The following is a 14,431-nucleotide window of genomic DNA, read 5'->3' on the forward strand; positions in this document are numbered from 1 at the left end:
AGGTCACTGCAGACTGGTGGGCATGGAATGCCATACCGGTTTGGGTTTCCCCGGCTCTTCTGACACGTTGTGCAGTTCGAGCTGCCAGCGGGTGCGCAGGTTGGCCAGCATCGCCTGCATGGGCGGTGAAAGCTGGGAATGGCCTGAAAGCTGTTGGAGATTGGTCACCAGTTTGCCCGCCATGTGGGCGCGGTGCGGACACTCCTTTGCGCTCTGCGCGTAGCCCGTCATGAGCGCCAGCGTGCCAGCCAGCAGGGCCTCCACACTGGGCAGGGTGTACTCCTCGTCGGCATGGTCGGTCGGGGGCATGGTCCGCATCGGGTCTCCTCAAGAAGGCTGGCGAGGTTGAATTATATGAGAACGATTCTCATTTGCAAGCCGAACCGATTCTCAAAACTGAAACGAGCCCGTGCAACGCGCACAATGCGGCCCTGTTCTCAAAAAATGCGAAAGGAGTGCCCATGAAAGGCGACGCCAAGGCCATTGGCCACTTGCAAGCCCAGCTCAAGAACGAGCTGACCGCCATCAACCAGTATTTCGTCCACTACCGCATGCTCAAGCACTGGGGCCTGGACAAGCTGGCCGGCAAGGAATACGCCGAATCCATCGGTGAAATGAAGCACGCCGACAAACTGATGGACCGCATCTTCACGCTCGACGGCCTGCCCAACCTGCAGGATCTGGGCAAGCTGCACATCGGCGAGGATGTGCCCGAGATCCTCAAAAGCGATCTGGCACTGGAGACCGGCGCGCAGAAAACCATCAAGGACGGCATTGCGCATTGCGAAACGGTGCGCGACTATGTTTCCCGCGACCTGCTGCAAGGCATTCTGGACGACACCGAAGAGCACATCGACTTCCTCGAAACGCAGATCGAACTGATCGAGAAAGTGGGCCTGCCCAACTACCTGCAAAGCCAGATGGGTTCGCCCAGCTGAACCCAGCGGTACCGCCTGTCCGCCAAACCCCGCCAACGTGCGGGGTTTTCCCGGTTCATTGAATACGATCAATTATCATTTGCAGGCTTTTCCACTTTCCAACCCTGCCTGCCTCCTGCCATGATCGTTTGCGTTTGCCATCGCGTCAGTGACCAGACCATCGCACGTTGCGCACGTTCGGGCATGGCATTCGACGACATCCAGCTCGAACTGGGCGTGGCCACGCAATGCGGACAGTGCGAGTCCTGCGCACGCTCCCTGTGGTCGGAATGCACGCCCCATCAGGCCGTGGCCCACCTGAAGTTTCACCCAGCCGCCTTGCCGGCCCAGGCCGCAGCCGCCTGAGGTACAGGCGCATACTGCGCCTTGTCAAAGCGTGCCCTGCCGGGCACATTCCCTCCTGAATCGTCAAAAGCGTTGCACCGCTTTACGCGGTTTTACGCACTAGGGTTTTCCCGGTCACCGCTTTAGAATGCGCGATTCCGTTCCGCATCGCAAGATAACAATTCGCTGGAGACACGAGCATGAGCATGGACAACAGCCCTGAGAACAAGCGTGCCGAACTGCGCCGCGCCGCGCTCGAATACCACGAGTTCCCCATCCCCGGCAAAGTGGCCATCGCTGCCACCAAGCAGCTCACCAACCAGCGCGATCTGGCGCTGGCCTACTCGCCCGGCGTGGCCGCGCCTTGCGAGGAAATCGTGGCCGATCCGGTCAACGCCTTCAAGTACACCAGCCGGGGCAACCTTGTGGCGGTCATCACCAACGGCACCGCCGTGCTCGGCCTGGGCGACATCGGCCCGCTGGCTGCCAAACCGGTGATGGAAGGCAAGGGCGTGCTGTTCAAGAAGTTCTCGGGCATCGACGTGTTCGACATCGAGATCAACGAGAAAGACCCGGACAGGCTGGTCGAGATCATCGCCTCGCTCGAACCCACCTTCGGCGGCATCAATCTCGAAGACATCAAGGCGCCAGACTGCTTCTATGTGGAGCGCAAGCTGCGCGAGCGCATGAAGATCCCGGTGTTCCACGACGACCAGCACGGTACCGCCATCGTGGTCGGCGCGGCCATCCTCAACGGCCTGAAGGTCGTGAAGAAGGACCCGAAAAAGATCAAGCTCGTCACCTCCGGCGCTGGTGCCGCAGCCCTGGCCTGCCTGGGCCTGCTGGTCAAGCTGGGCATTCCGCGCGAAAACATCTGGGTGACCGACCTGGCCGGCGTGGTGTATGAGGGCCGCACCGAACTGATGGACGAGGACAAGATCCAGTTCGCGCAAAAGACTGGCCACCGCACCCTGCGCGATGTGATTGCCGGTGCCGACATCTTCCTCGGCCTGTCTGCGGGTGGCGTGCTCAAGCAGGACATGGTCAGGAGCATGGCCGCGAACCCGCTCATCCTGGCGCTGGCCAACCCGAACCCCGAGATCTCGCCCGAAGACGTGAAGGCGGTGCGGGACGACGCCATCATGGCCACCGGCCGCACCGACTACCCGAACCAGGTCAACAACGTCCTGTGCTTCCCGTACATCTTCCGTGGCGCGCTTGACGCGGGCGCGTCCACCATCACCGATGAAATGGAGATCGCGGCGGTGCACGCCATCGCTGAACTGGCGCAGGCCGAACAGAGCGAGGTGGTGGCGGCCGCCTACGCAGGCGAGAAGCTGGCTTTCGGACCCGAGTACCTGATCCCCAAACCTTTCGACCCGCGCCTGATGATGAAGATCGCGCCTGCCGTGGCGCAGGCCGCCGCCGACAGCGGTGTGGCGCTGCGTCCGGTGGTCGACATGGCCGCGTACCGCGAGCGCCTGCAGAGTTTCGTGTTCGCCTCCGGCACCATCATGAAACCGATCTTCGCGGCAGCGAAGCTGGCCGAGCGCAAACGAGTGGCCTACGCCGAAGGCGAGGAAGAACGCGTGCTGCGCGCCTGCCAGATCGTGGTCGACGAAGGCCTCGCGCGCCCCACCCTGATTGGACGGCCGGAGATCATTGCCCAGCGCATCGAGAAGTTCGGCTTGCGACTGCGCGAAGAACTCGACTACGACATCGTCAACGTCGAACAGGACAGCCGGTACCGCGACTTCTGGCAGACCTACCACCGCATGACCGAGCGCAGAGGCGTGACCGCGCAGCTTGCCAAGATCGAGATGCGCAGGCGCCTCACGCTGATTGGCTCCATGCTGCTGCACAAGGGAGAGGTCGACGGCATGATCTGCGGCACCTGGGGCTCCACCCACACTCACCTGAAGTACATCGACCAGGTGATCGGCAAGCGCGAGGGCGGCAGCCCGAGCACCGCTCAGGACGTGCGCATCTACGCCTGCATGAACGGCCTGATGCTGCCGGGCCGACAGGTGTTCCTGGTGGACACGCATGTCAACTACGACCCGACGCCCGAAGAGCTGTGCGAAATCACGGTGATGGCGGCCGAGGAGATGCTGCGCTTTGGCCTGCAACCCAAGGCCGCGCTGCTGTCGCATTCCAACTTCGGATCCAGCGACGAGCCCAGCGCGGTCAAGATGCGCCGAACACTGGCCCTGTTGCGGGAACAGGCGCCTTGGCTGGAAGCAGACGGAGAGATGCACGGAGATGTGGCACTGGACGCCGCCGCGCGCCAGGCGCTGATGCCGAACTCAACCCTCAAGGGTGCGGCCAACCTGCTCGTGCTGCCCAACATCGACGCTGCGAACATTGCCTACAACCTCCTGAAAACGGCGGCCGGCGGAAACATCGCCATCGGCCCGGTTCTCCTGGGCGCCGACAAGCCGGTCCACATCCTGACAGCCAGCGCCACCGTGCGCCGCATCGTCAACATGACCGCGCTCACCGTGGCGGACGCAAACGTTTCCCGTTGACGCCTGTTGTAAAAGCAAGCGCTAACTTTTACACACATTTCTGACGCCCTGAATTTGCCCTCTTTTTCAGCAGGCCCTTGCAATTTCAAGCCGCCTCAGGCACACTAGCGAGCTTGGATTTCAGGGTTAACCCGCCCCAAGTCACCCCGGAAAAGAATGCTTTATCGCTCACTTTTCCCAGGCGACAAAGGCGGGTTGATTGCATCAAAAGGCAGGGGAATTTCATGGATCTGCAGCAGATCCGGGCTCGCATCGGGAGCGTGAGGGACGTGGCCACCTGGGCCATTGCGACCACCGTGTTGGTCACGATGGGCACCTTTGTGGTGCAGGCCCGGTCCCCCGAAGCTGCGGCTCCGGCGCTGGCCGCAACGCCCATGTCGGTCTCCGGTTTGCCGGTACAAGGCCAGGAAGTGATGGGCCTGATCCGGCAAGGCGGTCCCTTCCGGTACGAGAAAGACGGCACAGTGTTTGGCAATCGCGAACGCCTGCTGCCGGGCCAGAAGCGTGGGTACTACCGGGAATACACGGTGCCCACCCCCGGCTTGAGCCACCGGGGCGCCCGGCGGATCGTATGCGGTGGGTTCAAGCCCCGTTGGCCTGAAGCGTGTTATTACACCGAAGACCACTACGCCAGCTTCAGGCTGGTGGTTCAGTAGGTCTTGGTGATGTGAGCAGATTTTTAACTTTGACCTTAGAAAGAGACGCGGAGATGGACACGCCACTTCGTAACGTACGACCCAATATCGTTCAGTCGATTCGCGCCCACGGCGTGAAAGACCTGCAGGCTGCGGCCGAGCACTTGGGGCACCACTTCCTTTACGCCAACCTGGCCAAGGCCCAGAGCAAACAGGACGTGCTGGAGTTGATCGCGGCTCAATACACCTTGCCCTCGCACTTCGGCAAGAACTTCGACGCGCTCTACGACTGCATGACCGACATGGTCCACAAATCCGGTCCTCAGACCGGGTTCATCGTGGTGTTGGAACACATTCCGGCGCACGCGAAGTTCGACAAGGAAGCGCGTGAGCAATTGCTCGACATCTTCCGCGACGCCGCCGACTACTGGTCCGACCGCAAGATTCCGTTCCGCTGCTTCTATTCGTTCTCGGTGGCGCGTTCTCCCAAGGGCGAAGAGCCGATCGAGGTGCAGAGCGACGAGCCGATGCCCACCGACAAGATCCTGGACGTCAGCCCGATGGCGCTGCGCATGAGCAGTCCGTTCAATGCAGGGTATTGGCTGGCAGCGGCCTGACCCCCCGCGCCGGTCCCTCGGCGCCACTGGATAAGCCCCGACACCTGTCGGGGCTTTTTCATGCCTGCGTGCTTTTCGCCAGGCTCACGTATTCGCTGACCGGCACTTCCTCGGCTCTGCGTTGCAAGTCGAACTCGCCAGTGAATCCCTTTTCATCCAACCATCGGCCCAGCGTGTTGCGCAGGATCTTGCGGCGCTGGCTGAACGCTGCCTGGACCAGCTCGCCGTAATGGGCCACGTCGATGGCCGGCGGTTCGGCCAGGGGCACCATGCGCACGATGGCGCTGTCCACCCGCGGTGGCGGGTCGAAGCTTTCGGGCGGCACGAAGAGCACGTTCTCCATGGCATAGCGCCACTGCAGCATGACCGACAGCCGGCTGTAGTCCGACGTGGCAGGCCTTGCGACCATGCGATCAATCACTTCCTTTTGCAGCATGAAGTGCTGGTCCTGGATCACGTCCACGTGGTCGAGCAGATGAAAGAGGATCGGTGTGGAGATGTTGTAGGGCAGGTTGCCCACGACGCGGATCTTCATCGCGCCCAGACGCGAAGCCAGCGCAGTGAAATCCACCTTCAGCACATCCGACTCGATCACATCCAGCGAGCCGTGGGCACGCAGGCGAACCGCCAGATCGCGGTCGAGTTCAATGACGGTGAGTCGTTTCAGACGCTCCGCCAGGGGCTGGGTGAGCGCGGCCAGCCCAGGGCCTATCTCGATCATGGCGTCGGCGGCGGCAGGCGCGATGATCGCGACGATGGACTCGATGATGGCGCTGTCGGTCAGGAAGTGCTGACCGAAACGCTTGCGCGCGATGTGTTTCATCGCTGGCCTGCGCCGCGCTTCACTGCTGCGGCGCTTCGCGGTATTCGATGAAGGCGCGGCCACGCACGTCCAGCGCCCAGGCGCGCAAGGCTTCGTCGGTTTTCTTCTCGCGCACCAGTCCTCGCACGATCTCACGTTGCTCGCGCGCCGAGAGCTTGGTCTGGCGCCGTTCTTCCACTTTGATGAGGTGCACCCCAAAGCGCGAGACCAGCGGAGTCGACACCTCACCGGGCCGCAAACTGTTCATCACCTGTTCGAACTCGGGCACAAACTGACCTGGGCCGGCCCAGCCGAGGTCACCACCCTGGCTGGCCGAGCCATCCTGGCTGTGCTCGCGCGCGAGCGCCTCGAAACTGGCCTGCCCACTGGCGAGTTGCTGGCGCCAACCGTTGAGACGGGCCACCGCATCGGCCTGGGTGAGCTGGGCATCGGGGCGCAGCAAGATGTGCCGCGCGCGGGTCTGGGTCACGTTGACGTCGGGCATGCCGGCCTGACGCTTGTCGAGCACCTTGAGGATGTGAAAGCCCGCCGGGCTGCGCAGCGGACCGGCGATATCGCCCACGTTCAGCGAGCGCGTGGCATCCACGAACAGCGACGGCAGCCGCTCAGCCGGCCGCATGCCGAACTGCCCACCATTGACGCGCTCAGGAGCATCGGAAAACTCGCGTGCGAGCTGTGCAAAGTCGGTGCCGGCACGCGCGCGCGCGGCCACGTCCTGCGCCTTGTCCTGCAACTCCTTGATGCGCTCGGGACTGGCGCCCTCAGGCACGATGAACAGCACATGGGCCAGGTTGAGTTCAAGGTTGGCCAGCACATCGCTGCTTTGTTGCTCGCGGATGAAATCGTCGATGTCTGCCTCGGTCACGCGCACGCGCGAATCGACCTGGCGCTCGCGCACGCGCTGCAGCAGGATCTGGCTTCGCAGGTCATTGCGCAGGCGGTTGATGTCCACGCCCTCGGTGGCCAGGCGTCGGCGGAACTGCTCGGGGCTGAGCTGGTTCTGCGCGGCAATGGATTGTTCGGCCTGGGTGACATCGGCCTCACTCACCGTAATGCCGAGCTCGGTGGCCTGCTGGACCTGGATGCGCTCGTTGATGATCTGTTCGAGCACCTGGCGGGCCAGCTGATCGCGCGGTGGCATGGCCGTGCCTTGTTGGGCCATCTGCTGTTCCACGCGCACCAGGCGTTGGCGCACCTCGTTGTTGGTCACCGGTTCGGAGTTGACGAGTGCCACGATGTAGTCGGCGGTTCTTTGGACGCCAGGGACCGGTGTGGCGGTCGGCAGGCTGAGCTGGGTTGTCAGGCGCAGGCTCTGGGCTTGAACCGTGGCCGCGCACAACACGGAAGCACAGGCCAGCCAGATCGACGGGCGGATGCGGGTGGAGAAACGGTCAGTCATATTGTTGGAACCGGCTGGGCGGGTTGATTTCTTCGCGCAGATATTGGTAGCGCGGCACATTTTCCTTGAGGGTTCTCAGCGGGTTGGAGCCCAGGCGCGAGAACCCGGTGAATTCCAGCTGGAACAGGATACGCTGGTTGGCGGTGGCGCCGCTGCGCTGCAGGCGCTCGAGGACGACGCGCCCAACCCAGCATCCCGCATCGTACTCAAAGCCGGCCACCAGATCGACCACCTTCTTGTCGGGCACGCTGTAGTTGACGCGGCCCACGCTGTACCACTGGCCCGGACCGAGGCCCCTGCCCGGCACCTTCGTGTGGGCGGGCTCGCCCCACAGGTCGTTGAGCGGCCATTGCCAGCCAATGTCGAACTGTTCGCTGGTGCCGCGCTGGAGTCGGTAGGCAGCGCTGACCACGCGGTAGTTGCCGGGCGTGTAGCGCCCCCCCAGCGTGGTACGCACCGACTCGCGGTTGCTCGGGTTGAACTGCACGTTGGTGTCGATCGACCAGCGCGGGCTCCACTGCACGCGGGTGGCCACCAGGATGTCGCTCAGGCGCTCGGTCACGGGATCGCCACCGGGTAGGCCGCGGGCGTTGGGCAGAATGACGTTCTGGTCCTCGAACAGGTAGCGCTGGGCCACGCCCACGCGCAGCACTTCAGCGCCGCTGTCCGGGTCGAGCAGGCGCGAACTCACACCCAGTGTGAGGGCTCGGGTATCGGATATCCGGTCGTTTCCGCCGAACACGTTTTCGGAAAAGATGGAGGCGAGGTTGAAGTCGTTCGTGGCGGAGTCGTAGTTGGGCAGCAGGTTCTGATCGCGGTAGGGCGTCCAGGTGAAAAAGGCCCGCGGTTCGAGCGTCTGGACGAAAGAGCGGCCCAGATAGCTGGCATCGCGTTCGAACACGAGTCCACTGTCCAGGCTGACGGTAGGCACCACGCGTGTAGCGCTGCGCGCGCCGTTGGCCAGGGGATTGTCAAAGTTGTAGTGGGTGGCATGCAGCTGGGCACGCGGTTTGATGAACCAACCCGGCGCGAGCCAGCGGCGGCTGATCTCGGCCACCGACATGGTGCGCGACCCGTTGGTCTGGCCGGTCAGGAGCGGGTTGGATTCGAAGCGGGTGAAGTCGGTAAGCACCGACCAGTCCCAGCCGCCCAGGCCCGCGATGCGCGCGTCGCCACGGCTGTAGCGCGCAGCAATCGACGGCAGGCGGTCATAGGGAGGCGTGATCGGTGCGTCGATGTCCTGAAGGGTCTGCCAGCTGTAGGTGCCCGCGCTCACCGCCCAGGGGCCACGTCCCCAGCTCAGCACCGCATCGCTGGCCAGCAGGCGCGTGGTCAGCGACGCGGTGGCGCGCGGGAAATCGCGCCAGTAGTCGTCGTCGCTCACGCGATTGAGATTCAGGTACAGGCCGGCCGCGCCTGGAGCTCCCAGCCGGTTGGTCAGGTCTGTCAGGTTCTGCTGGTGTTGCAGCGTGTAGCCCCAGCGATCGGCATCTCGCAACTGGTCCGATGGCATGAACGCTCCGCGCACCTGGCCGGCATAGGTCGGCTGCAGGTAGCGGAGTTCTGCGCCCAGATCGACACCGCGCTTGCTCATGAACGTGGGATAGAGCGTGGCGTCGAAGTTGGGCGCGAGGTTGAGGTAATAGGGCTGTGTGAATTCGAGACCGCTGATGTTGTCGATGTTCAGGGTCGGAGGCAACAGGCCCGACTTGCGCGCGTCGGTCAAGGGGAAGGTGAAGTACGGTGCGCCGAGAATGGGCACGCCCTTGAACTCCAGCACGCCATTGGTGGCTTTGCCGATTTCCTCGACGTTGTCGAACTCGATGCGCGAAGCGCGCACCATCCAGTCGGGCATCCAGTCTGCGCCGGGCGTGCGCGGGCAGGTCGAGTAGCGCGCATCAAAGGCATTGGCGTGGTCCTTGTCGAGGAAATCGACACGGCTTGCGTCGCCCTTGCCTTCGTTCTCGAGCAACTCGAAAGTGGGTTGCGTGAACCTGCCCTGGAAGGTGTCCATGTTGAGCTGCAGGTCGGGGCCGCGAAAACGATTCCCATCGCGGTTGACGAGCACATTGCCCGTGGCACGGGCGTCGTTGTTGCTCTGGTTGATCTGCAGGCGATCGGCGCGGATGACGATGTCGTGCCGGCGCAGTTCGGCCGCGCCTTCCACGGCGGTCACGCCGCCGGTCTGGCCTTCGATGCGATCGCCCGAGATGAAGGTGGGCGCCTGTTGGCGGGCCTCATCGGGCAGGGCCTCCAGCAGCATGCCGCTGGGCCTGAGATTCAAGGCGGGCGCCGCAGGGGCTTCATCGCCATCGCCAGACTGCGCCCGCGCCCAGCCAGGCGACGCCAGGACGCCCAGTGCAAGCAAGGCAAGCAGGACGTGAACGCCCCGCGCAACGGGTGCAGCCACGAAATGGGGCGCGCGCCTGCTGTGGTGAGCGAGGCCAATGCGCTGCGGGTGGGTGCGACGGTTCAAGGAAAAGGACTTCGTTGGCCCGGCTGCCTGTACGGGCGCGAAAGCCGGCAGCCTGCCCAGCAGGGGGGTTTGTAGAATCAGCTGGCATTATCCACTGCCCGTCACGTGCTCAGACCGGACAGCGGCCGACCAGACACCCTCCACCACCATGACCCTGCCCACCCCCGCTGTCGCGTGGACCGATGCCTCCCGGGAAGCCGCATTCCAGACGTGGCTGGCACCGTTGACGAAGGACTTCGGCCTATCGCCGGACACCCTCAGGCCGGCGTCTGCCGACGCGAGCTTTCGCCGCTACCTGCGCATCGACACCTCTGCTGGGCGCAGCCTGATCGTGATGGACGCACCGCCCGAACACGAGAACTGCGAACCGTTTGTCCACGTGGCCCGCCTCATGCGCGACGCGGGCCTGCTGGTACCGGACGTGCTGGCCTGGGATCAGCCGCTCGGATTCATGCTTCTCAGCGACCTGGGACGTCAAACCATGCTGGACGGCATGGACCTCGACCATGCGCAGGCCAACCATGCACGCTACATGCAGGCCCTCGATGCGTTGCTGGCCTGGCAGCTGTCGTCCCGGCCCGGCGTGCTTGCGCCCTACAACGAAGCCTTGCTGCGGCGCGAACTGCAGCTCTTCCCCGACTGGTACCTGCATCAGCACAAGGCAATCACCCTCAGTGACGCGCAGTCGCAGACCTTGCGCCAGGCGTTCGACACGATCGTGGCGCACAACCTGAACTCGCCCATGGTGTATGTGCACCGCGACTTCATGCCACGGAACCTGATGCTGCCTTTGCAGGCCGGCAACACCCCTGCGCAGCAACTCGGCGTGCTCGATTTCCAGGACGCGGTGCATGGCCCCATCACCTACGACGTGGCCAGCCTGATGCGCGATGCCTTCCTGAGCTGGGAAGAGGACTTCGTGATCGACGTGACCGTGCGCTACTGGGAAAAGGCACGGGCGGCCGGTCTGATGGATTTCGAAGACTGGCACAGCGACTTCGGCGCTTTCTACCGAGGCGTGGAATGGATGGGGCTGCAACGCCATCTGAAGGTGGCGGGCATCTTTGCGCGCCTCACGCTGCGCGATGGCAAACCCAAGTACCTGGCCGACACGCCGCGTTTCATCGCCTACATCCGCCACACCGCGCACCGCTACCGCGCGCTTGGCCCCTTGCTCAGGCTGATCGACGAGGTCGAGGGCCTGCAAGCAGCCTCGGGCTACGCCTTCGGGCGGGTCTGAACATGCCCCGCTTCCATTGCCCCGTGCGCCTGGTGGAGGGGCAGGTGCTTTTGCTGCCGGCAGCGGCGGCGCGGCATGTTCAGGTGCTGCGCCTGCAACCTGGACAAACCATCGAGCTCTTCAACGGCCAAGGCGGCGAGTGGGATGCCAGCATCACCCGCATGGGCCGCAGCGACGTGGAGGTCAGTGTGCTCAAGCACCATCCCACCGAGCGCGAGCCATTGCGATCGGTACACCTCGCGGTGGGCATGCCGGCCAACGATCGGATGGACTGGCTCCTGGAGAAAGCCGCCGAACTCGGCGTGGCCAGCCTGCAGCCCCTGCACACGGCCCACAGCGTGCTGCGCCTTGCGGGCGAACGCGCCACCAGAAAGCAGGCGCACTGGCAGTCGGTGGCCATCGCGGCCTGCGAACAGTGCGGCGGCAACCGGGTGCCCGACGTACATGCGGTGAGTGATCTGACCACTTGGCTGAAAGCCTTGCCTCCCTGGGATCGCGAGCATTCTGCGCTGCGCTGCCTGCTGTCGCTCGGACAGGGCACCCAGGCACTGGACCTTTTTCTACAAGATGCGCCCCTCCATGCACCGGTGCTGTTCCTCAGCGGCCCCGAAGGTGGCCTGAGCCCGCAAGAGGAATCTCTGGCCCTGGCAGCCGGCTTTGTGCCAGTGACACTCGGCCCGCGCGTGCTGCGCGCCGAGACCGCCGCACTGGCCGCGCTGGTGCTCGCGCTGCGCTGAGCACGGCGCCCGGCGCTGTCGCGGGGGCGCAGGCGCCGGCGGCAGCGTCCATGTATAAACGATGACTTATGAATAAAAATCTCTGGTTGCTGGCCGGCGCCCAAGGGCTGTTCTTGACCAACAACGTGGTCTTCATCGCCATCAATGGCCTGGTGGGCCTGTCGCTGGCACCGCTGGGCTGGATGGCCACGCTGCCAGTGATGGGCTATGTGGTGGGCGGCGCGCTGTCCACGCCAATGGTGGCGCGCACACAGAGCGCGCTGGGCCGCAAGGCGTCTTTCCAGATCGGGCTGCTGGTGGCCTTGGCCTCGGCGCTGTTGTGCGCGTGGGCGGTCATGGATCGCAACTTCTGGATGCTGGTGGCCGCCACCGTGATCGCCGGCTACTACAGCGCCAATGGCCAGCTCTACCGCTTTGCCGCCGCAGAGCTGAGCGCCCCGGCGTTCCGCGAAAAGGCGGTGTCATTGGTGCTGGCAGGCGGCCTGGCGGGTGCGGTGCTCGGGCCCAACCTGGCAACTCGCACCAAGGACTGGATGAGCGTGCCCTTTGCTGGCGCCTACCTGGCGCTGGCGGCGGTGGCGCTGTTGTCCATGGCGGTGATCGCCTTCATGAGCTTCCCGCCCGTGCCGCCCAGAGTGGCGGCCGCTGATCGGGGCCGTCCGCTGGGCGTGATCATGCGCCAGCCGATCTTCATCGTGGCGACCGCTGGCGCTGCCCTGGGCTACGGCGTGATGAACCTGCTGATGGCCGCCACGCCACTGGCCATGCAGGTGTGCGGCCTCCCCTTCGAAGACGCGGCCCTGGTGCTGGAATGGCATGTGATCGGCATGTTTGCTCCGGGCTTCGTCACCGGCCACCTGATCAAGCGCTTTGGCGTGCTCACCATCATGGGCGTGGGCGTGGTGCTCAACGGCGCCTGCATCGCGATCGCGCTGTCCGGAGTGGACCTGCACCAGTTCCTCATCGCGCTGTTCCTGCTTGGCGTGGGCTGGAATTTCCTGTTCACCGGCAGCACAACGCTGTCCTTGCAGGCCTACCGGCCGGAAGAAAAGGACCGAGCGCAGGCGGCCATCAATTTCTGCGTGTTTGCCACCATGGCGCTCACCTCCTTCGCCTCGGGCGCGCTGGTGACCACGAAAGGCTGGCAGTGGCTCAATGTCGGTTCGCTGGTCCCGGTGGCGCTGACCGGACTGGCACTGCTCTGGCTTGCATGGGTGCGTCGGCAGACCCAGAATCCGGCATAGGAGGAAGCCCCCCCCCGCGCTGTGTCAGGCGTCGTGGGTCGGGCTCGGCGCGGGAGCCACTGATGTGTCAAACGTTCATCCACACCACTGAAAGGGTAGGACCATGGGACTTCTGGATTCACTGATCGGCGCGGCCACCCAGGCTGGCATGGGCTCATCACAAGGCCCGTCTTCCCCTTCGGCCAGTGGCTTGCCCGGCGGCATGGACCCGCAAATGCTGGTCACCCTGCTGGGCGGCCTGCTGGCCAGTTCGGGTGGGCTGCAGGGTTTGCTGGCGAAACTGCAATCGGGAGGTCTTGGCGATGCGGTGCAGTCGTGGATCGGCACCGGCGCGAACCAGCCGGTTTCAGGCGAGCAACTGGGCGGCGCGCTTGGTCCGGACCTCATGGGCATGATCGCCTCGCAACTGGGCGGCAACCCGCAACAAGCCTCCGGCACATTGGCCGAACTGCTGCCCGGCCTGATCGACCAGCTCACCCCGAAAGGCCAGCTGCCCTCCGACAACGAGCTGGGCGGACTGGGTGCGCTGCTGGGTGGAAATGGCGGAAACGCCGGCGACCTCATGGGCGTGCTCGGCGGGCTGATGCAGCCCAGGCGCTGAGGCGTGCTGCGCTAGCCCGCTGGCGCCTGCACGTCCAGCCACGCCTTGAGCGTGCCGAACACGGCCGATGGATCGGCCTCGTTGAAGATCTCGTGGTACAGGCCCTCGAAGGCCTGCGTGTGCACCTGAGCGGCGGACGCGGCGGCGGCGAAGGCTCGACTGCCGGCCGGGCGCACCAGGTGATCGGCGCCGGCGAACATGAGCAGCGTGGGCACGGTCCAGCGGGCGGCGGCGGCAACCACGGACGGCCCGTTGCTGTCGATGAAATGCGCCAGGCGCGCAGTGATGCGGTCATGCACCAACGGGTCTTTCTTGTAGGCATCCACCGTGGCCGTGTTGTGCGAGATCTTGCTCGCGTCCAGCCCATTGGACAAGGCGAAGTTGGGCGCATGGCGGTAGAGCAGCCGGACCAGTTTTCTCTGCAACCAGCTCATGCCCGTATCGAGCGCGGGTGATGACAGCACCAGGCCATCCACCCGGGCCATGCCCCGCTGCACGAACGTGGCCGCCACCAGCCCTCCCATGCTGTGGCCCATGAGGATCAGAGGGCAGGACCAGGGCTCGGCAATATGGTGCCGCGTGTCTTCCAGCACTTCAGCGAGGTCGTCCAGCAAGGCGTCGTCGTCGGGCAGGACGCCACGCGCACCCCCCGATTCACCATGGCCGCGCTGGTCGTAGGCGCGCACACAGAACCCCCATTCGTTGAGACGGTGTGCCACCGGGTCGTAGCGCCAGGCATGTTCGCCCAGACCATGCACGATGAGCACCACCGCACGCGGTCGCCAGCGCATCGGCAGGGGCCAGTCATACAGCGCCAGGTTCAGCCCGTCGCGCAGGGTGAAGGGGGCCTGGGTGGTTTCGGACATCAT

At 64.6% G+C, this 14,431-nt stretch carries 13 protein-coding genes and 1 pseudogene; 9 read left to right on the plus strand and 5 right to left on the minus strand.

The window, feature by feature from the left end; all coding sequences use genetic code 11:
- Positions 1–3: 3 nt before the first annotated feature.
- On the minus strand, positions 4–309 hold the full coding sequence (locus tag AB7F11_RS18340; protein WP_428288667.1) for a hypothetical protein: 306 nt from the start codon (positions 307–309) through the stop codon (positions 4–6).
- Between the two features lie 152 nt (positions 310–461).
- Between AB7F11_RS18340 and bfr the strand changes: the two genes are divergently transcribed.
- From bfr to AB7F11_RS18365, 5 genes and pseudogenes are all read left to right on the plus strand, one after another.
- Positions 462–938, plus strand: coding sequence for a bacterioferritin (bfr, locus tag AB7F11_RS18345; protein ID WP_428288668.1), 477 nt, complete (start codon positions 462–464; stop codon positions 936–938).
- Positions 939–1,058: 120 nt separating this feature from the next.
- A complete protein-coding gene (locus tag AB7F11_RS18350; protein WP_428288669.1) occupies positions 1,059–1,283 on the plus strand; it encodes a (2Fe-2S)-binding protein in 225 nt (74 codons plus the stop codon).
- Positions 1,284–1,462: 179 nt separating this feature from the next.
- The gene (locus AB7F11_RS18355; protein WP_428288670.1) at positions 1,463–3,790 is read left to right on the plus strand and encodes an NADP-dependent malic enzyme; all 2,328 of its coding nucleotides are present in this window, start codon (positions 1,463–1,465) and stop codon (positions 3,788–3,790) included.
- 224 nt (positions 3,791–4,014) lie between these two features.
- Entirely contained in the window at positions 4,015–4,446 is a 432-nt protein-coding gene (locus AB7F11_RS18360; RefSeq protein ID WP_428288671.1) for a ribonuclease domain-containing protein, read from the plus strand.
- A 53-nt stretch (positions 4,447–4,499) separates the two neighbouring features.
- Positions 4,500–4,895 (plus strand): annotated as a pseudogene (locus AB7F11_RS18365) (barstar family protein); the annotation flags it as partial.
- Positions 4,896–5,100: 205 nt separating this feature from the next.
- Here AB7F11_RS18365 and rsmA read toward each other — a convergent pair.
- Genes rsmA through AB7F11_RS18380 form a run of 3 tightly spaced genes read right to left on the minus strand, consistent with a single transcriptional unit; the run spans position 5,101 to position 9,740 of the window.
- Complete coding sequence (gene rsmA, locus AB7F11_RS18370) at positions 5,101–5,865, minus strand: 16S rRNA (adenine(1518)-N(6)/adenine(1519)-N(6))-dimethyltransferase RsmA (protein ID WP_428288672.1); 765 nt, start codon at positions 5,863–5,865, stop codon at positions 5,101–5,103.
- A 19-nt stretch (positions 5,866–5,884) separates the two neighbouring features.
- Positions 5,885–7,264 carry a peptidylprolyl isomerase gene (locus tag AB7F11_RS18375; RefSeq protein WP_428288673.1) on the minus strand — a complete coding sequence of 460 codons (1,380 nt, stop codon included), beginning with the start codon at positions 7,262–7,264 and terminating at the stop codon, positions 5,885–5,887.
- Positions 7,257–9,740: an LPS-assembly protein LptD gene (locus tag AB7F11_RS18380; RefSeq protein ID WP_428288674.1), complete on the minus strand. Its 2,484-nt coding sequence runs from the start codon at positions 9,738–9,740 to the stop codon at positions 7,257–7,259. The genes AB7F11_RS18375 and AB7F11_RS18380 overlap by 8 nt, the downstream gene beginning before the upstream one ends.
- 148 nt (positions 9,741–9,888) lie before the next feature.
- Between AB7F11_RS18380 and AB7F11_RS18385 the strand changes: the two genes are divergently transcribed.
- The 4 genes from AB7F11_RS18385 to AB7F11_RS18400 all read left to right on the plus strand — a co-directional run bounded on the left by AB7F11_RS18385 (position 9,889) and on the right by AB7F11_RS18400 (position 13,562).
- The gene (locus tag AB7F11_RS18385) at positions 9,889–10,980 is read left to right on the plus strand and encodes an aminoglycoside phosphotransferase family protein (RefSeq protein WP_428288675.1); all 1,092 of its coding nucleotides are present in this window, start codon (positions 9,889–9,891) and stop codon (positions 10,978–10,980) included.
- Between the two features lie 2 nt (positions 10,981–10,982).
- Positions 10,983–11,717, plus strand: a complete 735-nt coding sequence (locus AB7F11_RS18390; RefSeq protein ID WP_428288676.1) for a 16S rRNA (uracil(1498)-N(3))-methyltransferase — start codon at positions 10,983–10,985, stop codon at positions 11,715–11,717.
- 68 nt (positions 11,718–11,785) lie between these two features.
- Positions 11,786–12,961: an MFS transporter gene (locus AB7F11_RS18395; protein WP_428288677.1), complete on the plus strand. Its 1,176-nt coding sequence runs from the start codon at positions 11,786–11,788 to the stop codon at positions 12,959–12,961.
- A gap of 103 nt (positions 12,962–13,064) precedes the next feature.
- Positions 13,065–13,562 (plus strand): YidB family protein, encoded by a 498-nt coding sequence (locus tag AB7F11_RS18400; protein ID WP_428288678.1) that lies wholly within the window; start codon positions 13,065–13,067, stop codon positions 13,560–13,562.
- An 11-nt stretch (positions 13,563–13,573) separates the two neighbouring features.
- On the opposite strand, the gene AB7F11_RS18405 is transcribed toward AB7F11_RS18400, so the two are convergent.
- Positions 13,574–14,428, minus strand: coding sequence for an alpha/beta hydrolase (locus tag AB7F11_RS18405; RefSeq protein ID WP_428288679.1), 855 nt, complete (start codon positions 14,426–14,428; stop codon positions 13,574–13,576).
- Between the last annotated feature and the right edge of the window lie 3 nt (positions 14,429–14,431).

This window comes from Hydrogenophaga sp., from assembly GCF_050250835.1.
Taxonomy (GTDB): Bacteria; Pseudomonadota; Gammaproteobacteria; order Burkholderiales; family Burkholderiaceae_C; genus Hydrogenophaga.

What these genes read in the sequence shown, in the direction of transcription:
- rsmA (WP_428288672.1), bottom strand. Translation starts at nt 5,865, where the DNA reads ATGAAACACATCGCGCGCAAGCGTTTCGGTCAGCACTTCCTGACCGAC.
- AB7F11_RS18360 (WP_428288671.1), top strand. Translation starts at nt 4,015, where the DNA reads ATGGATCTGCAGCAGATCCGGGCTCGCATCGGGAGCGTGAGGGACGTG.
- AB7F11_RS18355 (WP_428288670.1), top strand. Translation starts at nt 1,463, where the DNA reads ATGAGCATGGACAACAGCCCTGAGAACAAGCGTGCCGAACTGCGCCGC.
- AB7F11_RS18350 (WP_428288669.1), top strand. Translation starts at nt 1,059, where the DNA reads ATGATCGTTTGCGTTTGCCATCGCGTCAGTGACCAGACCATCGCACGT.
- AB7F11_RS18395 (WP_428288677.1), top strand. Translation starts at nt 11,786, where the DNA reads ATGAATAAAAATCTCTGGTTGCTGGCCGGCGCCCAAGGGCTGTTCTTG.
- AB7F11_RS18375 (WP_428288673.1), bottom strand. Translation starts at nt 7,264, where the DNA reads ATGACTGACCGTTTCTCCACCCGCATCCGCCCGTCGATCTGGCTGGCC.
- AB7F11_RS18340 (WP_428288667.1), bottom strand. Translation starts at nt 309, where the DNA reads ATGCCCCCGACCGACCATGCCGACGAGGAGTACACCCTGCCCAGTGTG.
- AB7F11_RS18390 (WP_428288676.1), top strand. Translation starts at nt 10,983, where the DNA reads ATGCCCCGCTTCCATTGCCCCGTGCGCCTGGTGGAGGGGCAGGTGCTT.
- AB7F11_RS18385 (WP_428288675.1), top strand. Translation starts at nt 9,889, where the DNA reads ATGACCCTGCCCACCCCCGCTGTCGCGTGGACCGATGCCTCCCGGGAA.
- AB7F11_RS18400 (WP_428288678.1), top strand. Translation starts at nt 13,065, where the DNA reads ATGGGACTTCTGGATTCACTGATCGGCGCGGCCACCCAGGCTGGCATG.
- bfr (WP_428288668.1), top strand. Translation starts at nt 462, where the DNA reads ATGAAAGGCGACGCCAAGGCCATTGGCCACTTGCAAGCCCAGCTCAAG.
- AB7F11_RS18405 (WP_428288679.1), bottom strand. Translation starts at nt 14,428, where the DNA reads ATGTCCGAAACCACCCAGGCCCCCTTCACCCTGCGCGACGGGCTGAAC.